Origin of the sequence: Streptococcus sp. A23 (assembly GCF_043674155.1) — a bacterium.
GTDB lineage: Bacteria > Bacillota > Bacilli > Lactobacillales > Streptococcaceae > Streptococcus > Streptococcus suis_V.
On the sequence record NZ_JBIMJP010000010.1, the window covers coordinates 1 to 23,540 of the forward strand.

Genomic DNA, 23,540 nt, shown 5'->3' on the forward strand with positions numbered 1-23,540 from the left:
ATTCTATCAGCTAAAGAGTCAATTGTCAATAAGGAAAATTGGGTTTTAAGCAAAAAAGAAGACCAAGAGGTCCTCTCATGTGTGTTATTTCCGTTTCCGTGCGATCAGATGAATCGGCGTTCCTTCAAAAACAAAGGCTTTGCGAATTTGATTTTCCAAGAAACGCATGTAGGAGAAGTGCATGAGCTCTTCTTCGTTGACAAAGACCACAAAGGTAGGTGGCTTGGTCGCAACCTGGGTCGCATAGAAAATTTTCAAGCGTTTGCCCTTGTCGGTCGGTGTTGGGTTAATGGCAATGGCATCCATGATGACATCGTTAAGAACAGCCGACGGAATACGGGTATTCTGGCTTTCGCTAATGGCCTTGATCATCTCAGGCAACTTATGCAAGCGTTGCTTGGTCAAGGCCGATACAAAGATAATCGGTGCGTAAGACAAATACTGGAATTGGTCGCGGATATCGTCTTCCCATTTCTTCATAGTATGATTGTCTTTTTCAAGCGTATCCCACTTGTTGACAACGATAATCATTCCTTTACCAGCTTCATGGGCAAAGCCTGCGATGCGTTTGTCATACTCACGAATACCTTCTTCGGCATTGATGACCATGAGGACCACATCTGAACGGTCGATGGCACGCATGGCACGCATGACTGAATATTTCTCGGTATTTTCATAAACCTTACCAGACTTACGCATCCCTGCCGTATCAATCATGGTAAATTCTTGACCTTCTGGGTCTGTAAAGTGCGTATCAATGGCATCACGAGTCGTTCCAGCTACTGGAGAAGCAATCACGCGCTCTTCACCCAAAATAGCATTAATCAAGCTGGATTTACCAACGTTGGGTCGACCAATCAAGCTGAACTTGATAATGTTTGGATTTTCTTCAATCTCTTCATTTGGTAGGTTTTCAATGATAGCATCCAAGACATCCCCCGTACCAATCCCGTGGACAGATGACACAGGATAGGGATCACCTAGTCCAAGCGAATAAAAATCATAAATCTCATTACGCATCTCTGGGTTGTCGACCTTGTTGACAACTAAAATGACTGGCTTGTTGGTCTTGTAAAGGACGCGAGATACATACTCATCCGCATCGGTCACACCCTCTTTTCCAGACACGACAAAGACAATGACATCAGCCTCGCTCATAGCAATATCAGCCTGGTGCTTGATTTGCTCCATAAAGGGAGCGTCTACATCGTCAATTCCTCCAGTATCAATGATGGAGAACTTGCGATTGAGCCATTCAGCAGTCGCATAGATACGGTCGCGTGTCACACCTTCCACATCCTCGACGATAGAAATGCGTTCCCCCGCAATCCGGTTAAATAATGTTGATTTACCAACGTTGGGACGTCCCACGATGGCAATAGTTGGTAGAGCCATAGCTCCTCCTCTTCTCTTACAATAATTTATTTTTTTCTAAAATAGCCTTGGTTTCAGCTTGCTCTGCCTGGCCAAATTGGGCTACAATCCGTTCTGACCACAATTCAGTCTGGCGGTCTCCAGCGTATACTGTCTGGATCTGATCGTAGGATTTGATGATTTCAATATCCTGCTCGACATACTCTTCCTCAAAGACAATTGCCTCTGTCGCCAAACGCGGTTTGACAGGATGATCTTGAGCTGGAAGACCTAGTGCAATACAGAAAATCGGATAGGTATAGTCTGGTAAATTGAACAGCTCTGCCATTGCCAATGCCTGATGACGAATCATGCCGATAAAGACACCGCCGTAACCTAGACTTTCCGCTGCAAGCAGGGCATTCTGACTAGCCAAAGACGCATCAACCGAGGAAATCAAGAGATTTTCCGTACCCTTGGCATCAAAATCGGTTCCGTGGAGTTCCGCTGCCTTACTGGCACGATTGTGGTCGCCGACGAAAAACAAAATGGCCTTGGCCTGCAAGATAGCAGGTTGGGGCACCAAATCATACAGGGCCTGCTTTTTTTCCTCAGTCTGGATGACAATGATTGAGTAGGACTGGAAATTCTTCCAGCTGGAGGCAGCACGGCCAGCTGTGATAATAGCCTCTAAATCCGCCCGCTCAATCGGTTCATCTGTAAAACGGCGGACAGAACTATGGGCCAGCATCAAATCAATGGTTTCATTCATCGTCGGTTGATCCCTTTCAGGTGTAAATCTCGTGCCAAATAGCGAATGCGCTCCATGACACGTTTGGCCTGCCAGGTTTCATCACCAGACTTGCCAGAGGCGAAATGCCGCTCCAAATCATCAAGGGAGAAATTGGAAGTAAAGAAGGTCGGTAGATTTTCCTGCATGCGGTATTGAAGAATGACCTGTAGCACATCGTCACGCACCCACGGACTATGTTGCTCAGCCCCAATATCATCCAAGACCAAAACTTGAGCGGTCTTAATCTCGTCAATCTTATCCTTAACTGAACCATCTTTGATGGCATTTTTTATATCCACCACAAAAGTCGGATAATGGAGCATGGTGGTCGACTGCAAATGCGTTTTAGACAAGAGATTAGCCAAATAAGCCATGAGATAGGACTTGCCAATGCCAAAATGACCGTAGATATAGAGTCCTTTGGGTTTTTCATCAAAGCGTTTGACAAAATCAGCAATGGCCAACATGACTTCCACCCGATTTTCATCGTTCTTATCAATGTCCGCCACCGTCACATTTTTCAGACTGGCTGGCATATTGATGAGCTGAATGCGATTTTTGATAGCTTCCAGACGACGATACTCGACCAATTCTGCCGTTTCCAAATAGGACACGTCCGCATAGCCCTCATTCATGATGAGAACAGGCTGGTAGCCCTTAGCCATATAACTTTCGTCTTGCTTGAGAAACTGGTCGCGCTGGCTGATATATTCCAAAAATTTGGAAATAGACAAGGTAATTTCCTGCTGTGTCAGACCTTGTTCTTTTATAAAGTCAGCCACATCTGCATCCGCTACAATCTCCTGGTAGAGTTCTTGATAGGACTTGCGACTAGGGTTGGCTGCTCGTGACAGCCTGTCTTGCACTGATTTCATCAGCCACCTCCTTGTGTTTCCATTTCTTCCAATTCGCGATAGAGGGCGGCTAGTTGGGCCTGTCCTTCTCTCGTTTGCTCTTGCTTAACTTCTTCCTTGCTCCAGTCCGGCACATTAGTTGCTGATACTTGCTTGTTCTGGGCACTTGCCTTCTTGTTGTTTCCTGCTTTCAATTCCCTCAGATAAAGGACAGCTGCCTCTGCATTTCCAATCCCCTTATAGGAAAAATCATTGCCCAACTTGAGGGCGTATTTTTCATTGAGATTGGCCGAATCCACCTTATTAAAAGTATAAAGAACAAGGACATTGATAACTTCATCCAAGAGACCAATTTGAGCCAAATCTGTCAGGCACTTGCGCTCCGACTGGGTCACTGCTGCCTTTCTTTGTTCCTTAATGAAGACCAAAAATTCCAGACTAGACTTGGACTTGGCCTCACGAACGATGATTTTTTCCTGGTCTGTGAGCCCACTCGTTTGTTTAGCGGAGGCTTGGTCTGACTGTGACAGTCGTTTGGTCGAAATAACCTGGCCGATAGCTGTTTCCTTGGCCTTGCGATAGGTTTCCAACCAGGTCCAGCCGGACCGCTCTGCTATGTGACTAAGAGCAATCACATCGTCCGTCTCATCCTGAAATCGTAGCTGGTCCTTGGCCATCATAGCCTTGAAGGCTGACCAGTCAAAGTCCCTCTTACTCTTAACTACAGGAGAAATCTGTCCTTCCACATCGAAAACGTCTGAGAAAGATTTGGAAACATTCTTATCCTGGCTAGGGCTAGCGGGTATGAGATTCTCCACAGAAACCTCGCCAATTCTTTGCTCAAGAAGATGCCGATACAAGGGCTTGCCTAAAAATTCTCCGACACTTAAAGGAGGCATTAGCTCTAGGCCCCTAGTCTCGTCAAGCTGATAAATCTTCAACAGACCCACTGCTGACAGAATATCCAGCGCCTGCTGCAAGCGATGAAAGCCAACATTCATGTGATTTAGAATGCTAGTCCATTGGTAACGCCCCTGCCCCGAGTCACCAAAACTATATAAATAGTAATACAGCGCTAGCGCATCCAAACCGATGATGGGCTGGTAACATTTACTCAGACTGATTACATCAGGTGCAAAATTCCCAGCTTTCAGATAGGTAAAGGGATCATTTGGTTTCATCTTTGGCACCTGGTTTCACTTTTGACCCCTTAGAAATCATCTGCTTGAGCAAGTTTTCTAACTCACCAACATCTTTGAAAGAGCGATAGACAGAGGCAAAGCGTACATAAGTGATTTCATCTAGTTCAACCAATTCTTCCATGACCAAATTGCCGATAAAGTCACTTTCTACTTCGCTATCATTTTGGGCTCGAACCTTTTGTTCTATTCGATTGACCACCTGATCAATATCACCGGTTGATACTGGACGTTTCTGAGCCGAACGAATAATGCCATTAAAGATTTTCTCTCTCGAAAATTGCTCACGGGTGCCGTCTTTTTTAACGACTACTAGTGTTTTTTCCTCAATTCGCTCATAGGTGGTAAAACGCTGACCACATTGGTCACAGGAACGGCGACGACGGATGGTATTCCCATCTTCTGCCTGGCGACTATCAACAACACTTGACTTCAAACTCTGACACTTTGGACAACGCATACTCTTTCTCCTACTTTGCTTTTATCACTTCAGTATAGCATAAAATAATCAAAAATAAAAGAAAGCGATAAGCACGCTTTCCTAAGCACTTTCAATCTGGTCATCCAAGCGATGGTGAACCCATTCCCTGACCAGACGGTAAATGACCGCAAAAATTGGTGTGAAGAAGACCATTCCTAGAAGGCCAAACAAATTTCCACCAATCAGGGCTGCAGCCAGGGTGAAGAGGGTTGGCAGACCAACCGACTGTCCAACTACACGCGGATAGATGACATTACCCTCAATCAATTGAATGATTTGGAAGAGAACAATAGACCACAGAGCCAACAAAGGATTTTGTACCGCCACAAAGAGGGCACTAATCAGGCAGGCTGTAAATGGACCGATATAGGGAACGAAGGATAGGACCCCTGCCAAAATACCGGCCATGCTAGCATAGGGGATACCAGAAAGTCCATAGCTGACAAAGACCAAGACCCCAATAATAACGGCCTCTACAATTTGGCTCATCAAGAATTTATCATAGGTATCTATCACAACTTCACCGACGTAGTTGATCAGACGAACTGCTTTCTGTGGCAGAGTAGCCTGCAAGAGTTTCCCCGTCATGGACTGCAGATGTTCCTTGCTTCCCAGGATAGCCAAAGTGAAGAAAAAGGCCATAACCAGGGTCATTGTGTTGGAAAAAATGCCTGTAACATTGGATACCAGATGAGACAGAACCGGAGTGACAATACTAGAAATAAAGTCTAGATTCCTAAATTGTTCAATAAAACCTGCAATCTGGTCACCAATCTGGCCAGACAAGAAACCATTGGACTCCAGAAAATCCGTAAGGGCTGTGACCGATTTTGGAATAGCCGTCCGGCTGACGGTTACTAGCTCTGAAACTGTCTTGGTCAGGGTTGGCAAGACAATCAGAACCAAACCTGTCACAATCATCACAAAGGCAATGAGGACCCCTACAATAGCCAAACTACGGCTGGATTTTTTCAAAAAAGCAACCTTTTCAAGCTGTTCTTCCAGCTTTTTCATAGGTACATTCAAGATGAAAGCAATGATTGCTCCAATGAAGAGAGAGTTCATACTTGCTAGGACAAGCTTAATAATAGCGTACAAGGCCGACCAATTAAGGACAGCTAAGAGGATTGCACCCGCCAATAAAATTAGCAAGGCCTTTTCTTTAAATGACGAATTCATAATTACTCCTTAGATTTCTTACTAACAATACTAACACAAGCCCAGCAAAAAAGAAAGGACAAGCCTTTCTTACTTAGTCACGCATGGCATATCCAACACCGCGAACTGTCTTGATATAGGACGGTTTTCCAGCTACATCCAATTTCCCACGCAGATAGCGGATATAGACATCTACCACATTGGTTTCCGATGATGTCGCCTCGTATTTCCAAACCCGCTCTAACAATTGTTCGCGAGTGACAGGCTCAGGACTATTCATCAGTGTCGCCAGGAGATCGTACTCTCGACGAGTCAGGTTAATCAGCTCATCTCCACGGGATACCGTGCGATTTTGAAAATCGATTTTCAAATCTCGATAAGCAGCCTGCAAGGGAACCTGAGTACAATGATTGTCAATAAAATCCCGACCACGGAAAATAGCTGAAATCTGCTCGACCAATTCGCTGATGACAAAGGGCTTGACCACATAGGAAACCGCATAGGACAAGACTTCCTCACCATGCTCATCCACATCTGCCGAATCAATAGCCACAATCAGGACGGATGCAGGTTTGATAGCTAATAACTGCGTGGATAATTCCTTACTGGACATATCTGACAGCTGAAAACTCATGAGAATCAAATCAAAATCCGTCTCATGCGCCAAGGACAAAGCCTCCTGGCCAGTAGAAGCATAGTCCACCAAATAGTCCTTCTTCTGCAATTCCATGGAAACAAAATGCGAGAGATTGCGCTCACGACCTGCAATCAAAATTTTCTTAGCCATAATATCCTTATCTAATCGAAAGTTTCAAGACCATTTCAGTCAGAAAGAAGGGCGCTTGCACGCCCTACTTCTATTATTTATTTTTCGCTATACCAATCATAGTGGAAGACACCCTCTTTGTCCTTACGGTTGTAAGTGTGGGCACCAAAATAGTCGCGTTGTGCTTGGATCAAGTTTGCTGGCAAGTTCTCAGCGCGGTAGCTGTCAAAGTAAGTAATGGCTGCTGAGAAGGTTGGCACAGGAACACCTGCTTGAATTGCCAAGGCAACAACGTCACGGACAGCTTGTTGGTACTTAGCTGTTACGTCAAGGAAGTATTCATCCAAGAGCAAGTTTGCCAAATCTTCATCACGTCCATAAGCATCGGTAATCTTTTGCAAGAAACGAGCACGGATGATACAACCTGCACGCCAGATTTTAGCGATTTCGCCAAATGGCAAGTTCCAGTTATTTTCTTTAGACGCTACGCGCAATTGCGCAAAACCTTGTGCATAAGACATGATTTTTGAGAAGTAAAGGGCTTGACGGATTTTCTCCACCAATTCAGCCTTATCACCCTCGTAAGCAAATGGTGCTGGTTTTGGAAGAACCTTGCTAGCTGCCACACGCTCATCTTTGTAAGTTGAGATGTAACGAGCAAATACAGATTCTGTGATGAGTGACAACGGCACACCCAAATCAAGTGATGATTGACTAGTCCATTTACCAGTACCCTTATTACCAGCCGCATCCATGATATAGTCAACGATTGGCCCTTCTTGACCTTCATCATCCTTACGTTGCAAAATATCCGCAGTGATTTCAATCAAGTAGCTGTCCAATTCACCCTTATTCCACTCAGTAAAGATGTCAGCCATTTCATCTACCGAAAGACCAAGCAGGTGTTGCATGAGGTCATAAGACTCAGCAATCAACTGCATGTCGCCATACTCGATACCGTTGTGGACCATTTTTACATAGTGACCAGCGCCATCTGGGCCGATATAAGTCACACATGGAGCGCCGTCCTCTGGAGCTTTTGCAGAAATTTCTTCCAAGACATCCGCTACTAATTCGTAGGCTTCTTTTTGACCACCAGGCATGATAGACGGACCTTCAAGGGCACCTTTTTCACCACCGGACACACCTGTACCGATGAAATTGATGCCTGAATTTGCCAATTCTTTTGAACGGCGAATGGTATCTTCGTAGAAGGTATTTCCGCCATCAATCAAAATGTCTCCTTCATCCAAGTGTGGCAAGAGAGATTGAATAGTTGCATCTGTACCAGGTCCTGCTTGAACCATGAGCATGATACGGCGTGGTTTTTCGATAGATGCGACAAAACTTTCCACATCATAGCTTGGTACCAAGTTTTTGCCTGGGTTGCTAGCTACCACATCTTCTGTCTTATCAGCAGAGCGGTTGTAAATGGCTACTGTGTAACCACGTGATTCAACGTTAAGAGCAAGGTTACGACCCATAACGGCCATCCCTACTACACCAAAGTTTGCTTTTGTCATGTATACTAACTCCTATAATTACTATCTTCTATTATACACCGAAAAGAGTCTAGTGGCAAGAATTTTCTGATAATTTAACCTTCCGACATTTTTCTGAATCTTTCACTAGCTTTTTCACTCATCGAACAAGCCCTGCAATTGAGCAAATGGACTATTAGCCTCTTTCTTTTCCTGGGCTTCCTGTTGGAAATCATCCTCGGTCATCAGGGTCCAAGATTGGCCCGACGGCAAATCCTGCCCAGCCTCTTCTTCTGGCGTCAAAACCTTGATAGGAATGTTGAGAATAATGTTGTCTGCGACACTTTCTTCTAGGACAATGCAGTCCTCTTCCACCACAAAAACCATATCTTCGTCAATCAAATCCTGGTCCTTGAGAGCAGCTTCATTGGCCACAAAGAGTTCGTTGACCTGCTCCTCACGACGTAAGACCACTGGCTGGAGCGAACGGCTAGAAGCTAGGGTAATGTCGTAGGTCATCTGGTAATCTAGGAAAAAGATCCCCGCCTCAAAATGGACACGACCAGACACCTGGACAGGCGATAGGTCCAAAACCTCGCTGGAACGCCCCTGAACTTCCTGGCTCAAATCCAGTGTTTTCTCAAAAGAAATACCGTCTGGATTTTTCTGAATATCGTAAATGTGAAACATAAGCCCTCCTATTCAGCGTGTTCTGTAATGTAGTTGTAGACTTCCTGTCCAGCTACTGCACCATTTCCAACAGCCGTCGCAATCTGACGGAGCTGATTTTGGCGAATGTCGCCGATGGCATAGATGCCATACTTGCTGGTTTCCATTTTTTCATTGGTCACAACCCAGCCAGCCTCATCGGTAATACCCAAATCCGCAACGCTTTCAGTCATCGGATCCAGCCCTACATAGATAAAGACTCCGCCAAATTCAAGCTCTGACAATTCTTCAGTCTTGACATTCTTGATAACCACGCTTTGCACGCGCAGGTCATCTCCTTTGATTTCCTCGACGACACTGTCCCAGATGAAGTTGATTTTTTCATTGGCAAAAGCTCGGTCTTGGATAACTTTTTGGGCACGTAGCTGATCTCTGCGGTGAACGATGGTCACAGACTCTGCAAATTGGGTCAGGAAAAGCGCCTCTTCCACGGCAGAATCTCCCCCTCCGACAACCAAAAGTTTTTGCTGACGGAAGAAGGCTCCGTCACAGACCGCGCAGTAGGAAACCCCGCGGCTGTTGTAGGTATCTTCACCTGGAACTCCCAGCAGACGGTGTTTGGCACCCATGGCTAGGACAACCGTCTTGGTCTCCAAAACGCTATCTTCGGTAATCACTTTTTTAACAGGTCCATCTTCTTCAATGCGGATGAGGGGCCCGAAAATATGGTCCACACCGAATTTTTCAAGGGGCTCAAACATTTTTTCAGCCAAAGCTGGTCCAGAAATATGGTCGTAGCCTGGATAGTTTTCAATCTCAGCGGTGTTGTTCATCTGGCCGCCATAAATACCGCGTTCTAGGAGGGCAACTTTGAGATTGCTCCGTCCTGCATAAAGTGCGGCGGTCATGCCTGCAGGACCTGCACCAATGACAATTGTATCGTACATTCTTTCTTCCTTCTATGCCTTCAGCATTAACAAAATGGCCACGATTCCAAAAGCTAAAATAGGGATGGTCATAATGTTAATGAGCAATAAATCATATAAAAATTCTTGGCGTTCTTGATAGGTCTTATCTCGATTTTTTAAAGCTCGAATTAGAAACCAAATCAAGCTCAGCAATACCACAATAATTGTGGCAATGAGTAGTCCTTGCAAATAGTTACTTAATATTGATTGTAACATCGGTCTCCCTCTGCTAACTCTTAAAAGGTTTGACGCTTAGCTTTGCGTTCTGCACGCCCCTTAGCACGCGCTTCCACTCGCTTGGTCTTACGACGTTTTTCGTCCACCGCCCACTGGATTTTCTTCTTATAGCCCGGCTTGATTTTCTTTTTCTTCTTCTTGACCAGACCAATCATCTCGATGTCCAATTTCTCACGTGTCTTTTCACGTTGAACACGACGATCACGGTCATAGGTATCGACAAATTCGCCGTCCTTCATTTCTTTGGGCAAGAACTTGATATTGAGTTTTTCCAACTCACGAATATCGGCATCATCGCTCGGTTGATAAAGGGTAATGGCAATACCTGACAAACCATTGCGTCCTGTCCGACCGACCCGGTGAACAAAGAAGGACAAGTCCTGCGGAATGGCATCGTTGATGACATGGCTGACTCCTTCAATATCAATCCCACGAGCCGCCAAGTCTGTCGCTACGATATACTGATAATCCAAATTCTTAACTTGGTTCATGATACGCTTGCGTTCACGAGGTGGAATATCTCCGTGAATTTTAGCCACGCGCAATCCATTTGAAAGCAAGTAGCTGTGCAATTCATCTGCCCGAGTCTTGGTATTTACAAAAATCATGGCTAAATAGGGCTGCATGAGCCTGGTTGCTTCCAAAATTTGAGCATTGCGGTCGCGCCCTTTTGTCGAAATCAACCAGTTTTCAATGGTATCCGAAATGACTGTCTGGGTCTTGATTTGTTCCATGACAGGATTGGACAGGTATTTTTTCAAGAAAGGCTGGAGCTTTTGCGGAATGGTCGCGGAAAAGACCATGAATTGCAAATCTTTCGGCAGGCTCCCAGCAATCTTATCCACCGTCTCCAAAAAGCCCATGTCCAAGGTCATATCCGCCTCATCAACGACAAAGGTCTTAGCCTTATGAATAGCCAAATCACCCGATTGAACCAAGTCGTAAATCCGACCCGGCGTTCCGACAACGATATGGGGCTGACCAGCCTGCAATTTGTCAATCTGGCGATTTTTATCCGTCCCACCGACATAGTTAGACACACGGACTTCAGGTTGAAAATGCCCTGCCATCTGCTTGGCTGCTTGATAAATCTGGGTCGCCAATTCACGCGACGGAGCTGTGATAACAGCCTGCACCTGGTCCAGCTCTTCGTCCAATTTTTGGAAAATCGGAATTAAAAAGGTATGGGTCTTGCCCGAACCAGTCTTGGATTCTCCAATCAAGTCACGACCAGATAGCACCACAGGAATCAATTTTTCCTGGACCTCTGTCGGCGTGACAAAGTTAATCTCTTTCAAAGCCGCCTGGATGGACGGCTTAAGTTTCATATCTGTATATTTCATAATGTCCTCTTTTTCTGATTCCTTTCATTATACCATTTATTAGAATGACAAGCAAAAAGGACGGATGGGCATCGAAAAATTCAAAGCTTCATATCTATCGCCATTAAAAGAGACCAAAACATCCGTTTCAGTCTCTTCATTGTTTCATTTAATCCAACAACTTCTGCAATTCTTGGGCTAGTAATTGTTGAGCAACTTGTGGATTGGCCTGACCTTTTGTTGCCTTCATAAGGAAACCTGTAAAGGCCTTGTCCGCATTGCGTTTGCCGGACTTGAAGTCAGCTACGGCTGCCTCGTTATCCGCAAAGACTTGGTGGATAATCGGAATGAGGACCGCTGGGTCTGAAATCTGTACCAAGCCAGCTTTCTCAACGTAAGCCTTAGCAGAGCCACCTTCTTTCGCCAAGTGAACAAAGACTTTCTTGGCAATCTTAGATGAAATAGTGCCATCCGCAATCAAGGCAATCATCTCAACCAAGTTTTCTGGTGTCAAAGCGATTTGCTCAATAGTCTTACCTTCAGCATTGAGGAATTGAGCCACCTCACCCTGCAACCAGTTGGATACCTGCTTAGCATCGCCACCTGCTGCTACTGCCGCTTCAAAGAAGTCAGACAGGGCCTTGGTAGAGGTCAACTGACCTGCATCATAGGCTGTCAAGCCCAAGTTCTCCACATACTGAGCACGGCGAGCCTTTGGAAAGACTGGCAATTCTGCACGCACTTCCTCAATCCAACTATCATCAATCTCATAGAGCGGTAGGTCTGGCTCTGGGAAGTAACGGTAGTCAGCTGATCCTTCTTTTACACGCATGAGAATGGTTTCCCCAGTAGATTCATCATAACGACGTGTTTCCTGCTGGATTTGACCACCTGAACGTAATATTTTGGCCTGACGTTCTACTTCATACTGCAAGCCCTTGCGAACATAGTTGAAGGAGTTGAGGTTTTTCAACTCAGTCTTGGTACCAAATTTTTCTTGACCATAGGGACGAAGGGAAATGTTAGCATCCACGCGCATAGACCCCTCTTCCATCTTGACATCTGAAATACCAGTGTATTGGATGATTTCTTTAAGGGCTGTCAAGTAAGCATAGGCCTCCTCAGGCGAGCGCATATCGGCTTCTGACACAATCTCAATCAATGGCACTCCTTGACGGTTAAGGTCCACATAAGAGTAGCCGTCTGTACCGTGGGTATTCTTACCCGCATCCTCTTCCAAATGCGCACGTTCGATACGAATTTTCTTGGTTGAACCGTCTTCTAGCTCAATCTCAATCCAGCCATTGTAGCCAATCGGCTCGTCAAACTGGGAAATCTGATAGGCTTTGGGATTGTCAGGATAGAAATAGTTCTTACGGTCAAAGTGCATATCCTTGTGAATGTCCATATTCAAGGCCAAGGCAGCTTTAATTCCAGCATCCACAACACCCTTGTTAAGAACAGGAAGGACACCTGGGAAGGACCAGTCAATCACGTTGGTATTGGCATTTGGATCCTCACCAAAATGCGCAGATGAAGGTGAGAAAATTTTCGAGTTGGTATTCAACTCCACATGGACTTCTAGACCAATAATCGTTTCAAAGTTCATTAGTTGGCACCTCCAAAAATCACTGGTTGTTGCTTGTGGTAATCTGTTGTCGCTTCAAAGGCCGCAGCCACTTGGTAAATGGTCTCTTCTGAGTATTTTGGACCAATCAACTGCAAACCAACTGGCAAGCCTTCAACAAAACCAGCAGGAATAGAAAGACCAGGAAGACCTGCCAAGTTTACAGGAATTGTTAACAAGTCCGCCAAGTACATAGCCACAGGGTCATGGTTGAGCGTGTCCAACCCAAAGGCAACCGTCGGAGCTGTCGGCCCCAAAATCAAGTCATAGTCCGCAAAGACTTTTTCAAAATCTTGGATAATCAAGGTCCGCACCTGACCAGCCTTCTTGAAGTAGGCATCGTAGTAACCAGATGACAAGCTAAATGTCCCTAACATAATACGACGTTTGACTTCCTCACCAAAACCTTGGCTACGGGTTTTCACGTAAATCTCATCCAAGTTTGTCGCATCTTCTGCACGGAAACCATAGCGGATACCGTCAAAACGTTGTAAGTTAGAAGACGCCTCTGAGGAAGCAATGATGTAGTAAACGGCAACCCCATACTTAGAATGTGGCAGGCTAACTTCCTCAATAATCGCCCCCAGGCTTTCCAAGTGCTTAGCCGCCTTGAGAATGGTTTCCTTGACCTGTGGATCAATCCCTTCGCCCATGTATTCTTTTGGCATAGCAATTTTCATGCCTTTAATGTCTTGACCAATCTTGCTAGTAAAGTCTGCAATCTCATTAACAGTAGATGTAGCATCCTTAACATCATGGCCAGCAATGACGTTGAGCAACTGGGCATTTTCCTTGACAGTCTGAGAGAAAGGACCAATTTGATCCAGGGAGCTACCGAAGGCAATCAAACCAAAACGAGAAACCGTTCCATAAGTCGGCTTAATACCGACAATTCCGTTAAAGGCCGCAGGCTGGCGAATAGAACCACCTGTATCTGAGCCCAAGGACAGGCGAACTTGACCAGCCGCAACAGCAGCCGCAGAACCACCTGATGAACCACCCGGCACTTTTGTCTGGTCCCAGGCATTTTTCGTCGGCTTGAAGGCAGAATTTTCATTGGAACCACCCATCGCAAATTCATCCATGTTGGTCTTACCGATGACAATCATATCCTTGGCATAGGCCTGAGCAACAGCCGTCGCATCAAAAATCGGTTCATAATTGTAGAGCATTTTTGACGCAGCCGTTGTCAAAATACCCTTGGTTGAAATATTATCCTTAACCGCCAAAGGAATACCGGCCATGACATTGTCCGCATCAATCCCTTTTTGGTCGAGGGCAGCTGCCTGTGCCAAAGCCTTGTCTTCATTGATACTCAAAAACGCATCCACAACAGCTTCGCGGCTCTGAATATCTTCAATCGTCGCCTTGGTCAACTCGACCGCAGAAATCTCTTTTTTGACCAGGAGGTCGTGCAATTCATCAACTGTTTTATTATTCCATGTCATTAGGCATCTCCTCCCCCGTCTAAAATAGCTGGTACCTTGATGTAGAAATCTTTACTTTCAGGTACATTTTTGAACAAGTCCTTACGACTTTCACCCTGCTCTGCCACATCGGCACGCAAGACATTTTTCCGGTCTGCCATGGTGGTCGTCACTGGCACACCTGTCGTATCCACCTCATTTAACAACTCAACCATATCAACAATCTTGCTCAAGGTCGTTGCAAATTCCGCCGTTTCCTGGTCTGTAAATTCCAGCTTAGACAGCTTGGCAACGTGACGCACCTCAGCCTCAGAAATCTTCATACTTACCTTCCTCCTATTGGAAATTTATCTTCTCATTATACCATACTTTAGAAAGAGGACAAAGAACCAAATAACCTCATTTGTCAGCTTTTAGGCATGAAAAAACCAGCCTGATTGGCTGGTCAGAATCACTAGTCAATAATGGTCGCACCGAGCACATGCTGCAGATGGTTGAGGGCGAATTGATGATTTTCCTCTGTCAAAGCCGCAATTGCTGAAGAAATGACTTCAATCTTATAACCTTTGTTATAAGCATCAATGGCGGTATGGAGCACACAAATATCGGATAAAACACCCGTCAAAACCACTGTATCAATCCTTCTTTCCCGCAAACGAACATCCAAATCCGTTCCAGAAAAGGCTGAATAATGGCGTTTGTCCATCCAACGCACACGCGCATGGTTCTGATATTCAGCATAAAAATTCGCCAGGGGAACATACAAATCACGACCACTGGTGCCCATGATATTATGCGGTGGGAAGAGCTTGCTTTCTGGATGCAAATCGTCGTCCACCTCATGCCCATCAATGGCAAAGACAATATAGTCCCCACGGTCAAAGGCTTCTTGGGTCACTTGCGCAATTCGGTCTGCAATAGCTTGAGCAGGCTTACCAGCTGTCAATTTGCCATCGTCCGCTACAAAATCAACCGTATAATCAATCGAAATCAGCGCTTTTGTCATCTTAGTAGTCACGTTTTTTAATCTCATCAAAAATAGCAGGAATCAGAACTTTCAAATAAGTCCCCTTCATACCCAAAGAACGGCTTTCAATAATACCAGCACTCTCCAGCTTACGAAGAGCATTGACAATCACCGAACGAGTAATACCGATACGGTCTGCAATGACAGAGGCCGTCAACTGACCTTCATTGCCATCCAACTCACCCAAAATCGCAGCTACAGCCTTCATTTCTGAGTAAGAAAGCGTATTGACCGCCATATTGACCGCTGCCCGACGACGAATATTCTTCTCATCCTCTTCCCGCTGGAAGTTGAGCAACTGGATACCAACCACCGTCGCCGCAATCTCCACCAAAATCAAATCATCATCGTGGAACTGCTCATCATTGCGCCAAATAATCAACGAACCAAAACGAATACCCGTCACGTGAATTGGTGCAATGGTCGTCAAACCATTTGGATAGGTCGAACGAGACTCAACCGGAATAGCTGTCAATTCACTCTCCACCGGCAAGTTGACCTGCGTGTCATAAACTTGCGCAATGGCCTTAACATACTCTTCCGGATATTGCTTATTGACATAAAATTCTTCCACACGATCATTATTGGTTTTGTAGTTCATGTGGTAGCCAAGGATTTCTCCTTCCGCATTGATAATACAAGTATTACAGTCGATAATTGCAGACAGGTGGTCTGCAATCGCGTTATAAGGCAGTTCTTCTGCCAATTGTTCTTCGGAACGCTTTAAAATCGACGTAATATTCCGTGTTTTTTCTAATAATGTTGCCATAAATTCCTCTTTACACTGTAATTATATTTATTATACCGAATTGTTTGCCAAATTTCAACAATTATCAGAAAATTTACTATTTTTAGAAAAGTATATATTTTTTTAGGTTTTTATAGCCATTTAAAAGAAAAAATCAGGTATTTCTACCCGATTCTAGAAACTGTATTCACAAGTAAGGTCCCTTTAGACAAGAAATAGTTTTTTTCCTACTCAAGGTCGGTTGAGATGGAATACTGACTGTATTTCGAGAAAAACTAGCCTTCTCTCAGGTGCCAAACTGTGAATACAGGGGATTAGCTTAATCTTTCTTATCCAAAGCTCGCAACATCTCATCAATCTTGTTGCCGTATTCAATGGATTGGTCCTTTTCGAAGACCAAATCAGGAATCTTGTAGAGGGTCAACTTACGTCCCAATTCCCGTTTGATGGTTCCTGTCGCTTTTTGCAGACCAGTTTGAGCCTTTTGATTGTCCGAAGCCAGATTACTCATAATGGTGTAGTAAACCTTGGCCATGGACAAGTCACCGACCATCTGTACATCTGTAATGGTCACGCCCTGCACACGTGGATCACGGACTTTCTTTTGCAAAATCTCATTGACTTCGCGCTTGATTTCCATCCCTACGCGATCTGTACGAAAATGATTTGCCATAGGAACTCCTTTCTATTTCCTTATAAAGCGAAGAGGTTGCCTTTCCAACCTCTTACTTGCTTATTATTTCTTAATTTCTTCCATAATGTAAGCTTCGATGGTATCATCTACCTTGATGTCATTGAAGTTTTCAATCATGAGACCACCCTCTTGGGCATTTCCAACTTCCTTGACATCGTCCTTGTAATGTTTCAAGCTAGACAATTTACCGTCGAAGACAACGACACCGTCACGGATAACGCGGACGCTTGAATCACGGGTAACCTTACCACGGATAACCATAAATCCACCGATGGTACCAACTTTGGATACCTTGAAGGTCTCACGGATAACTGCTTCACCAATGATTTTTTCTTCGTACTCAGGATCCAGCATACCCTTCATGGCATCTTCCATTTCCTCGATAACCTTGTAGATAATGCTGTGGAGACGCACTTCAACATCGTCCGTTTCTGCCTGCTGGCGCGCTTCTGCCGTTGGACGAACGTTGAAACCGACAATCAAAGCATTCGACGCTGCTGCAAGAGTCACGTCTGACTCATTGATGGCACCGACTGCAGAGTGAACGATATTGACACGGACACCTTCGACTTCAATTTTTTGAAGAGATGATGCCAAGGCCTCAACCGAACCTTGCACGTCTGCCTTGATAATCACGTTAACAGACTTGACTTCACCGGCTTTAAGAGTATCAAAGAGGTTTTCAAGACTGACACGTTGCGTAGCCTGACGTTGTTTGAGAAGGGCACGTTTGGCACGTTCTTCACCTGCTGCACGCGCAGATTTTTCATCTTCATAGACCGCGAAATGGTCACCCGCCATTGGCGCCTCGTTAAGACCAGTAATCGAAACAGGTGTGGATGGTCCCGCAACTTTGACACGACGACCAAGGTCGTTTGTCATGGCACGAACACGTCCGAAGGTATTTCCGACAACGATTGGATCTTGGACATTAAGAGTACCTTGTTGAACCAAGAGGGTCGCAACCGCACCTTTTCCTTTATCCAAATGCGCCTCGATAACTGTACCGATGGCACGAACAGTGGGATCAGCCTTGAGCTCTTGGATTTCCGCTACAAGAAGCACCGTTTCCAAGAGTTCGTCGATGTTTTGGTTGAACTTGGCTGAGATTTCAACAAATTCAGACTCGCCGCCCCAAGCTGTTGAGATTACACCATGCTCTGCCAATTCACCGATTACACGCTCTGGATTGGCACCTGGTTTATCAATCTTGTTGATAGCAACAATAATTGGGACATTGGCAGCCTTAGAGTGGTTGATTGCCTCGATGGTCTGTGGCATAACACCGTCGTCCGCCGCTACTACAAGGATGGTCAAGTCGGTAACAGAAGCACCACGGGCACGCATAGAGGTAAAGGCCGCGTGTCCTGGCGTATCCAAGAAGGTAATTTTCTTGCCAGCATCCTCAATCTGGTAGGCACCGATATGCTGGGTGATACCACCAGCCTCGCCTGTCGCCACACGAGAATTACGCAAGGTATCCAAAAGCGTTGTTTTACCGTGGTCAACGTGACCCATGATGGTAACAACAGGCGGACGTTCAACCATTTCCTCTTCATTTAGGTAGCCCTCTTCTACAAAGAAACGCTCGATGTCTGCATTGTCCACTTCAACCTTTTCCTTGGCTTCAATACCATAATCCACCATGAGGAGTTCGATGGTATCTCCGTCAAGAGATTGGTTTTGAGTTGCCATAACCCCCATAAGGAAGAGCTTTTTAACAATCTCAGCAGGCTCGCGCTTGATCCGCTTCGCAATTTCTGCTACGGTCATACCAGCTGTATACTCAAACTCTGTTGGCAATTCATGGAATTTACGCTCTGTGACAGGTTTGGCAGTCTGATTGTTCTTACCTTTTTTATTCTTCTTGTTGTTATTCCAGTTACTTGTTCTTTGATTTCTCACTTGATTTTGACTATTTCGATTTCTTTGTTGTTTACGTGGACCATCTTCATCGTCACTATTAAAGTCACGCTTCTTATCTGGTCGAGCTTGTTTTTTACGACGCGTATCGACTGTACTTTCCGCTACCGCAGTTGGGACTGAAGCAGGTTTGGTTTCAGCGATTGGTTTTGTTTCCACAACCGGCTCTTCAAATTTGATTTCCTTTGGCTTCTTAGGCTGATCTTTAGCTGCCTTAGCCTGCAAGAAACGCTCCTCGCTTGTCTTAGCGTATTCTGCGTTCTGCTCAGCTTTCAAAGCTGCTGCACGGGCCTTGAAATCAATCTTAGGAGTAGCTGGACGAACCACTTCCTCCTGACGACGGTCGCTGCGATTAAAGCTACCATTTCCTCCGCGATTGTCTTGGCGGCGGTTGTCACGATTGTCGCGACGGTCTCCAAAGCGGTTTTCCTTACGGTCATTGCCCCCTTGGTTACCACGGAAATCACGGCGGTCGTTGCGGTTGTTGCCTTGACCAGCTTGGCCACTTTGACGGTTGTCACGACGGCCTTTCCCTTGTCCACCTTGGGCACGTTTGGCCGCTTGCTCCTTGGCACGCGCCTCACGTTCTGCCTTGAAGTTACGGCTCTGTGGACGATGAACCGGTGGAGCTGGCTTGCTAACCTCTTGGCTGACAGGTTTTGCTTCAACTGGCCTTTCATCTTTCGGTGTCTCCACCTTTTGTTCTGCCACCTTTGGCTTTTCTACAACTTTCTCAGCCTGTACGGGAGCTGGTTTGGGCGCCTCCGGCTTTTTAGCTGAAAAACTATCTGTAATTCGCTTAGCTCCCGCTTCATCAACACTCGAAGCATGGCTTTTGACATCAAAACCCAATTCTTGAGCCTTGGATACTACTTCCTTACTGCTTACACCCAATTCTCGGGCGATTTCATTCAATCTCTTCTTAGACAATGCCTTGTCCTCCTGTTCTATTCCATAATAGACCTCATCTTCTTTGTAAATCCAGCGTCTGTCACTGCAAGCACCTTTCTAGCCTTGCCGACAGCTGCACTCAATTCCAGCGTTGAAAACGCGGTTACAACTTCTACTTGATAGGTATGACTTTTATCTGTTACTTTTTTGCTTAAATTTCCGGCAGCATCATTGGCTAAAAAGACCAATTTTGCCTGCTGCTTGCGAATGGCATCAACGACCAATTCTTCCCCTGAAATCAGGCGACCTGCCCGTTGGGCCAAGCCCAGTAAATTTAATATTTTTTGCTTCTTATTCGAGTCCAAGCTCTCTCCTCTTGACCTTGTGGTCGACATAGGCAATCAATTCATCATAAAATTCTTCTGACACTTCCATGCTGAAGGAACGGTTGAAAACCTGACGTTTCTTAGCCTGGGCCGCCTCATCATTATCCAGCTTGATGTAGGCACCACGGCCATTTGCCTTACCAGTCGGGTCAATGAAAACCTGGCCCTCTTTATTTTTTACAATGCGGAGCAAATCCCGTTTGTCGATGATTTCACCGGACACCACAGACTTGCGTAAGGGTATTTTTCTAGCTTTTGCCATGGTTGCTCCTTGAATCTTATTCTACTTCTTCGGACGTTTCTTCGACAATTTCTGCCGCTGCATATTGGGCTGCTTCAATAGCTTCATACTCTGAAGCTGACTTGATATCAATACGGAAACCAGTCAGGTGAGCCGCCAGGCGGACGTTTTGACCACGACGACCGATTGCAAGTGACAATTTATCATCTGGTACAACGACTGTCGCGTGCTTACCATCTTCTGTGTCAAAGAGAACTTGGTCTACTTCAGCAGGCGCGAGAGCATTGTAGATGAATTCTGCCTCATCTGGCACCCACTCGATAACGTCGATGTTTTCCTCAACAGGCACCATACGGTCGTTCTTAGCATCGTAGCGAGCTGGGTGGAACTTGCTCGTAATTTTCTTGATATTTGAACCACCACGACCAACGATTGTACCGATAGCGTCCACGTTTGGATTGTGGCTACGAACAGCAACCTTGGTCCGGTCACCTGCCTCACGAGACACGCTCATGATTTCAACGGTACCATCGTAGACTTCAGGAATCTCCTGCTCCATCAGGCGTTTGATCATTTCTGGATGACTACGGCTCACAAAAACGTTGACACCGCGACCATTGTCCTCGACCTTATAAACATAAACTTCAATGCGGTCATGGGATTGGAAAACCTCACCAGGAATCTGGTCCTGCTTGGACAATTGTGCCTCAATAGTTCCCAAGTTAACATAGATGAAGCGGTTGTCGAACCGTTCCACCGTACCAGACATGATTTCATTTTCATGTTCCTTGTAGGTATTGTAGGTAATAGCACGCTTTTGCTTGCGCATTTTTTCCATGATGGTCTGTTTGGCTGACTGGGCCGCCACACGACCGAATTCAGCAGGATCTTCTGGGAATTTGATTTTATCGCCCATTTCGTAGGCAGATGAAATAGCCAAGGCATCCTTGAGGCTGATTTCCAAACGGCTATCAAAGACTTCATCTACGACTTCACGAACCGTAAATACGTGGAAATCGCCTTTCTTCTCGTCAAACTCAATAACAGCTGACTCTGATTGGCCATAGCGACGTTTGTAGGCTGAGCGGAGCGACTCTGTCACTGCTTCGATAATATCAACCTTGTTAATCCCCATGTCTTCCTCTAAAATTCGGAAGGCTTCTAGCATTTCTTTACTCATCTTGTTTTCCTTTTGACTTCAAAAGGTCCTTTCTTAAAAAATAAATCTATTAAATCTTAACAGCCAAACGGGCTTTGGCAACAGTCTGATAAGGAATGGTTACTTCTTTTTTACGGGTCTTGTCCATATATTCTAGAACCAAATCAGTCCCATCAAAAGACAAGAGGGTCCCCTCAAAAACTTTTACCTTGTCAATAGCCTGATAGAGCTTGACATTGATGTATTTTCCAACCGCCTGCTCAACAGCTGCCACCGTTTTCAAAGGACGCTCCAAACCAGGACTAGTCACTTCCAACATGTATTGGTCTGGAAATGGATCTGGTTTAATCCCATCCAGGAGCGGGCTGATGACCTCTGATAAGTCTGCCGTATCTTGCAGGGAAATGCCACCCTCCTTATCAACAAAAATGGACAGGACATACTCTCCACCCATCTTACCATATTCCACATCCACCAGCTCATAAGGGGGCTGGATGGTGGGAGCAATCGCCTCTGTGACCAAATCAACAATCGATGACATAGACACCTCCTTTGTTATATTAAGGTACAGGTAAAGGGTTGACTTGCGCCAACCCCCTTTACTTCTTATTTACTCCTATCATTCTAGCACATGCCAGAGAAAATAGCAAGAAAAACGATGCGAAAAGGCAGCCTGTACGAACTGCCTCCTCTTTTATTGTTTAAAACTGTGCTTCTACACGGTAGATAACTTGTCCTTTGTTCGAGAATTTCTCTTCATATTCGGTCATGACATTGCCTTCTAAACCATCCGCATGGAGGTCCAACCAGACCTGTTTGAGTGTCATGCCATATTGAGAAAAGCTGGCCAAGCTATATTCAAATAAACCACGATTGTCCGTTTTAAAATGAATCTCTCCCTCTTCAGGCAGTATTTCCTTATAGGTATCTAAGAAGGACTTGTAGGTCAAGCGACGTTTTTCATGACGTTTTTTAGGCCATGGATCTGAGAAATTCAGATACAATTGGTCAATTTCTGCTGGTGCAAAATAGTTAGTCAAACTAGATCCATCTACCTGGAGCAATTTAATATTGGGCAAACCAGCCTCAATAACACGGTCCAAGGCGTAGCTCAAGACCGTCATCTGAATGTCAATCCCAATATAGTTGATATCCGGATTTTGAGCGGCCATGCCTGTTACGAAACGCCCTTTCCCTGAACCAACTTCAATGTGGATAGGGTTGCTGTTTCCAAAAATTTCAGCCCACTTCCCCTTGCACTCTTCCGGATTGGAGATAACATACTGGGGATTATTGGCTAGGAGCTCACTAGCACCTTTACGATTTCTTACTCTCATTGATACTTATAAAAATTCTGTCTAAATAACCGCAGGGCATAGATTTCTAGATTCGCCGCCTCGGTATTGTTACTTTCAAGTTGTTTAGAAATTTGGTTAAGGAAGCCTAGTTGGCCATACCAATAAATCTTACTGATAACCGTACTGTTGTACTTGTAGCCATAGCCCTTGAGCCACTCTTCCCATTCCTGTCTAGGAATGTAATGGGTCAATATAAAGGCGACATCTAACATCCGATCGGTCACACAGGCTGTTTCCCAGTCCGTCAAATAAATCAGTCCACTTGTCGTTTCCACCCAGTTTTTATGGTGGAGATCCCCATGGACAAAGGTTGCCAAATCCTGTCTGAAACGCGGTGTGGTCTCCAACAATTCTCTGCAGATAGATTGCAGGTAGGAATTACCAGCTAATTGCTTGGGCGCTTCTTTTTGCCACTTCTTCACCAACTCCGCCGGCTCCAAATAGGTATAACTTAGTTGGAGAGCCTGATTGAGCAGAATGCGTGAAAAGTGCATTCTGACCAAAATTTGCTGGACCTGTTTCCCAGACATATCGTGACGATTAAGAGTCCGACCATTCAACCATTCCTGAACAGCTCGGTCTCCCACACCCAAATCCCTATCGCTACTTAAGATGGGCGGAGTGATTTGTTCCCGAGCCAGAGCATTGACAATCGGTGGCATTTCATACTTGACAAAAACAGGCGTACCATCTGGTCGCAAGCCTTTGTATGCTTTTCCGCTGTTTCCTGCAATAGACTGCAACTGTAGCCCGCTGGTATCAATCTGCATGCCATTCC

General features: G+C 45.3%; 24 protein-coding genes and 2 pseudogenes. All 26 read right to left on the bottom strand.

All coding sequences use genetic code 11. From position 1 onward, the window contains the following. Positions 1 to 84 precede the first annotated feature (84 nt). Entirely contained in the window at positions 85 to 1,395 is a 1,311-nt protein-coding gene (gene der, locus ACHBIE_RS06600; protein WP_105122976.1) for a ribosome biogenesis GTPase Der, read from the bottom strand. A 16-nt stretch (positions 1,396 to 1,411) separates the two neighbouring features. Beyond that, on the bottom strand, positions 1,412 to 2,125 hold the full coding sequence (locus ACHBIE_RS06605) for a nitroreductase family protein (protein WP_105122975.1): 714 nt from the start codon (positions 2,123 to 2,125) through the stop codon (positions 1,412 to 1,414). Further along, positions 2,122 to 3,021 (bottom strand): primosomal protein DnaI, encoded by a 900-nt coding sequence (gene dnaI / locus ACHBIE_RS06610; RefSeq protein ID WP_105122974.1) that lies wholly within the window; start codon positions 3,019 to 3,021, stop codon positions 2,122 to 2,124. The genes ACHBIE_RS06605 and dnaI overlap by 4 nt, the downstream gene beginning before the upstream one ends. Further along, positions 3,021 to 4,181 carry a replication initiation/membrane attachment protein gene (locus ACHBIE_RS06615; protein ID WP_105122973.1) on the bottom strand — a complete coding sequence of 387 codons (1,161 nt, stop codon included), beginning with the start codon at positions 4,179 to 4,181 and terminating at the stop codon, positions 3,021 to 3,023. Before ACHBIE_RS06615 ends, dnaI begins: the two co-directional genes overlap by 1 nt. Further along, on the bottom strand, positions 4,168 to 4,659 hold the full coding sequence (gene nrdR / locus ACHBIE_RS06620) for a transcriptional regulator NrdR (RefSeq protein WP_105110283.1): 492 nt from the start codon (positions 4,657 to 4,659) through the stop codon (positions 4,168 to 4,170). The genes ACHBIE_RS06615 and nrdR overlap by 14 nt, the downstream gene beginning before the upstream one ends. Before the next feature lie 81 nt (positions 4,660 to 4,740). Further along, a complete protein-coding gene (locus ACHBIE_RS06625; RefSeq protein WP_105111626.1) occupies positions 4,741 to 5,859 on the bottom strand; it encodes an AI-2E family transporter in 1,119 nt (372 codons plus the stop codon). 73 nt (positions 5,860 to 5,932) lie between these two features. After that, complete coding sequence (locus ACHBIE_RS06630) at positions 5,933 to 6,625, bottom strand: DNA-binding response regulator (RefSeq protein WP_105111625.1); 693 nt, start codon at positions 6,623 to 6,625, stop codon at positions 5,933 to 5,935. A 77-nt stretch (positions 6,626 to 6,702) separates the two neighbouring features. Next, positions 6,703 to 8,127 (bottom strand): NADP-dependent phosphogluconate dehydrogenase, encoded by a 1,425-nt coding sequence (gndA, locus tag ACHBIE_RS06635; RefSeq protein WP_105122972.1) that lies wholly within the window; start codon positions 8,125 to 8,127, stop codon positions 6,703 to 6,705. Positions 8,128 to 8,241: 114 nt separating this feature from the next. Further along, complete coding sequence (locus ACHBIE_RS06640) at positions 8,242 to 8,775, bottom strand: DUF177 domain-containing protein (RefSeq protein WP_105111623.1); 534 nt, start codon at positions 8,773 to 8,775, stop codon at positions 8,242 to 8,244. An 8-nt stretch (positions 8,776 to 8,783) separates the two neighbouring features. Next, positions 8,784 to 9,701: a thioredoxin-disulfide reductase gene (gene trxB, locus ACHBIE_RS06645; protein WP_105122971.1), complete on the bottom strand. Its 918-nt coding sequence runs from the start codon at positions 9,699 to 9,701 to the stop codon at positions 8,784 to 8,786. 12 nt (positions 9,702 to 9,713) lie between these two features. Continuing rightward, complete coding sequence (locus tag ACHBIE_RS06650; protein ID WP_105122970.1) at positions 9,714 to 9,938, bottom strand: DUF4059 family protein; 225 nt, start codon at positions 9,936 to 9,938, stop codon at positions 9,714 to 9,716. 20 nt (positions 9,939 to 9,958) lie between these two features. Beyond that, positions 9,959 to 11,302, bottom strand: coding sequence for a DEAD/DEAH box helicase (locus ACHBIE_RS06655; protein ID WP_394731674.1), 1,344 nt, complete (start codon positions 11,300 to 11,302; stop codon positions 9,959 to 9,961). Between the two features lie 148 nt (positions 11,303 to 11,450). Continuing rightward, positions 11,451 to 12,890 (bottom strand): Asp-tRNA(Asn)/Glu-tRNA(Gln) amidotransferase subunit GatB, encoded by a 1,440-nt coding sequence (gene gatB / locus ACHBIE_RS06660; RefSeq protein WP_125266110.1) that lies wholly within the window; start codon positions 12,888 to 12,890, stop codon positions 11,451 to 11,453. Then, complete coding sequence (gene gatA / locus ACHBIE_RS06665) at positions 12,890 to 14,356, bottom strand: Asp-tRNA(Asn)/Glu-tRNA(Gln) amidotransferase subunit GatA (protein ID WP_105111618.1); 1,467 nt, start codon at positions 14,354 to 14,356, stop codon at positions 12,890 to 12,892. Before gatA ends, gatB begins: the two co-directional genes overlap by 1 nt. Beyond that, positions 14,356 to 14,658, bottom strand: coding sequence for an Asp-tRNA(Asn)/Glu-tRNA(Gln) amidotransferase subunit GatC (gene gatC, locus ACHBIE_RS06670; RefSeq protein ID WP_105111617.1), 303 nt, complete (start codon positions 14,656 to 14,658; stop codon positions 14,356 to 14,358). The genes gatA and gatC overlap by 1 nt, the downstream gene beginning before the upstream one ends. Before the next feature lie 131 nt (positions 14,659 to 14,789). Further along, positions 14,790 to 15,341: a cysteine hydrolase family protein gene (locus ACHBIE_RS06675; RefSeq protein ID WP_394733015.1), complete on the bottom strand. Its 552-nt coding sequence runs from the start codon at positions 15,339 to 15,341 to the stop codon at positions 14,790 to 14,792. A gap of 1 nt (position 15,342) precedes the next feature. Further along, positions 15,343 to 16,131 carry a GTP-sensing pleiotropic transcriptional regulator CodY gene (codY, locus tag ACHBIE_RS06680; protein ID WP_105111615.1) on the bottom strand — a complete coding sequence of 263 codons (789 nt, stop codon included), beginning with the start codon at positions 16,129 to 16,131 and terminating at the stop codon, positions 15,343 to 15,345. Positions 16,132 to 16,429: 298 nt separating this feature from the next. Then, a complete protein-coding gene (gene rbfA / locus ACHBIE_RS06685) occupies positions 16,430 to 16,783 on the bottom strand; it encodes a 30S ribosome-binding factor RbfA (RefSeq protein ID WP_105111614.1) in 354 nt (117 codons plus the stop codon). A gap of 63 nt (positions 16,784 to 16,846) precedes the next feature. After that, positions 16,847 to 18,856, bottom strand: a pseudogene (gene infB, locus ACHBIE_RS06690) (translation initiation factor IF-2); the annotation flags it as partial. A gap of 74 nt (positions 18,857 to 18,930) precedes the next feature. Next, a pseudogene (locus tag ACHBIE_RS06695) lies at positions 18,931 to 19,657 on the bottom strand (translation initiation factor IF-2 N-terminal domain-containing protein); the annotation flags it as partial. A 17-nt stretch (positions 19,658 to 19,674) separates the two neighbouring features. After that, positions 19,675 to 19,983: a YlxQ-related RNA-binding protein gene (locus tag ACHBIE_RS06700; protein WP_238143413.1), complete on the bottom strand. Its 309-nt coding sequence runs from the start codon at positions 19,981 to 19,983 to the stop codon at positions 19,675 to 19,677. Continuing rightward, a complete protein-coding gene (gene rnpM / locus ACHBIE_RS06705) occupies positions 19,970 to 20,266 on the bottom strand; it encodes an RNase P modulator RnpM (protein ID WP_105111611.1) in 297 nt (98 codons plus the stop codon). The genes ACHBIE_RS06700 and rnpM overlap by 14 nt, the downstream gene beginning before the upstream one ends. Before the next feature lie 16 nt (positions 20,267 to 20,282). After that, the gene (nusA, locus tag ACHBIE_RS06710) at positions 20,283 to 21,425 is read right to left on the bottom strand and encodes a transcription termination factor NusA (protein WP_125266113.1); all 1,143 of its coding nucleotides are present in this window, start codon (positions 21,423 to 21,425) and stop codon (positions 20,283 to 20,285) included. 49 nt (positions 21,426 to 21,474) lie between these two features. Beyond that, entirely contained in the window at positions 21,475 to 21,945 is a 471-nt protein-coding gene (rimP, locus tag ACHBIE_RS06715) for a ribosome maturation factor RimP (RefSeq protein ID WP_394733017.1), read from the bottom strand. Positions 21,946 to 22,105: 160 nt separating this feature from the next. Further along, a complete protein-coding gene (gene trmB, locus ACHBIE_RS06720) occupies positions 22,106 to 22,741 on the bottom strand; it encodes a tRNA (guanosine(46)-N7)-methyltransferase TrmB (protein ID WP_105111608.1) in 636 nt (211 codons plus the stop codon). Next, on the bottom strand, positions 22,738 to 23,532 hold the full coding sequence (locus ACHBIE_RS06725; RefSeq protein ID WP_394733019.1) for a phosphotransferase family protein: 795 nt from the start codon (positions 23,530 to 23,532) through the stop codon (positions 22,738 to 22,740). Before ACHBIE_RS06725 ends, trmB begins: the two co-directional genes overlap by 4 nt. Positions 23,533 to 23,540: the final 8 nt, after the last annotated feature.

Excerpts from the sequence above, each read along its gene's own strand:
- der (WP_105122976.1), bottom strand. The coding sequence starts at position 1,395 with ATGGCTCTACCAACTATTGCCATCGTGGGACGTCCCAACGTTGGTAAA.
- ACHBIE_RS06605 (WP_105122975.1), bottom strand. The coding sequence starts at position 2,125 with ATGAATGAAACCATTGATTTGATGCTGGCCCATAGTTCTGTCCGCCGT.
- dnaI (WP_105122974.1), bottom strand. The coding sequence starts at position 3,021 with ATGAAATCAGTGCAAGACAGGCTGTCACGAGCAGCCAACCCTAGTCGC.
- ACHBIE_RS06615 (WP_105122973.1), bottom strand. The coding sequence starts at position 4,181 with ATGAAACCAAATGATCCCTTTACCTATCTGAAAGCTGGGAATTTTGCA.
- nrdR (WP_105110283.1), bottom strand. The coding sequence starts at position 4,659 with ATGCGTTGTCCAAAGTGTCAGAGTTTGAAGTCAAGTGTTGTTGATAGT.
- ACHBIE_RS06625 (WP_105111626.1), bottom strand. The coding sequence starts at position 5,859 with ATGAATTCGTCATTTAAAGAAAAGGCCTTGCTAATTTTATTGGCGGGT.
- ACHBIE_RS06630 (WP_105111625.1), bottom strand. The coding sequence starts at position 6,625 with ATGGCTAAGAAAATTTTGATTGCAGGTCGTGAGCGCAATCTCTCGCAT.
- gndA (WP_105122972.1), bottom strand. The coding sequence starts at position 8,127 with ATGACAAAAGCAAACTTTGGTGTAGTAGGGATGGCCGTTATGGGTCGT.
- ACHBIE_RS06640 (WP_105111623.1), bottom strand. The coding sequence starts at position 8,775 with ATGTTTCACATTTACGATATTCAGAAAAATCCAGACGGTATTTCTTTT.
- trxB (WP_105122971.1), bottom strand. The coding sequence starts at position 9,701 with ATGTACGATACAATTGTCATTGGTGCAGGTCCTGCAGGCATGACCGCC.
- ACHBIE_RS06650 (WP_105122970.1), bottom strand. The coding sequence starts at position 9,938 with ATGTTACAATCAATATTAAGTAACTATTTGCAAGGACTACTCATTGCC.
- ACHBIE_RS06655 (WP_394731674.1), bottom strand. The coding sequence starts at position 11,302 with ATGAAATATACAGATATGAAACTTAAGCCGTCCATCCAGGCGGCTTTG.
- gatB (WP_125266110.1), bottom strand. The coding sequence starts at position 12,890 with ATGAACTTTGAAACGATTATTGGTCTAGAAGTCCATGTGGAGTTGAAT.
- gatA (WP_105111618.1), bottom strand. The coding sequence starts at position 14,356 with ATGACATGGAATAATAAAACAGTTGATGAATTGCACGACCTCCTGGTC.
- gatC (WP_105111617.1), bottom strand. The coding sequence starts at position 14,658 with ATGAAGATTTCTGAGGCTGAGGTGCGTCACGTTGCCAAGCTGTCTAAG.
- ACHBIE_RS06675 (WP_394733015.1), bottom strand. The coding sequence starts at position 15,341 with ATGACAAAAGCGCTGATTTCGATTGATTATACGGTTGATTTTGTAGCG.
- codY (WP_105111615.1), bottom strand. The coding sequence starts at position 16,131 with ATGGCAACATTATTAGAAAAAACACGGAATATTACGTCGATTTTAAAG.
- rbfA (WP_105111614.1), bottom strand. The coding sequence starts at position 16,783 with ATGGCAAATCATTTTCGTACAGATCGCGTAGGGATGGAAATCAAGCGC.
- rnpM (WP_105111611.1), bottom strand. The coding sequence starts at position 20,266 with ATGGCAAAAGCTAGAAAAATACCCTTACGCAAGTCTGTGGTGTCCGGT.
- nusA (WP_125266113.1), bottom strand. The coding sequence starts at position 21,425 with ATGAGTAAAGAAATGCTAGAAGCCTTCCGAATTTTAGAGGAAGACATG.
- rimP (WP_394733017.1), bottom strand. The coding sequence starts at position 21,945 with ATGTCATCGATTGTTGATTTGGTCACAGAGGCGATTGCTCCCACCATC.
- trmB (WP_105111608.1), bottom strand. The coding sequence starts at position 22,741 with ATGAGAGTAAGAAATCGTAAAGGTGCTAGTGAGCTCCTAGCCAATAAT.
- ACHBIE_RS06725 (WP_394733019.1), bottom strand. The coding sequence starts at position 23,532 with ATGCAGATTGATACCAGCGGGCTACAGTTGCAGTCTATTGCAGGAAAC.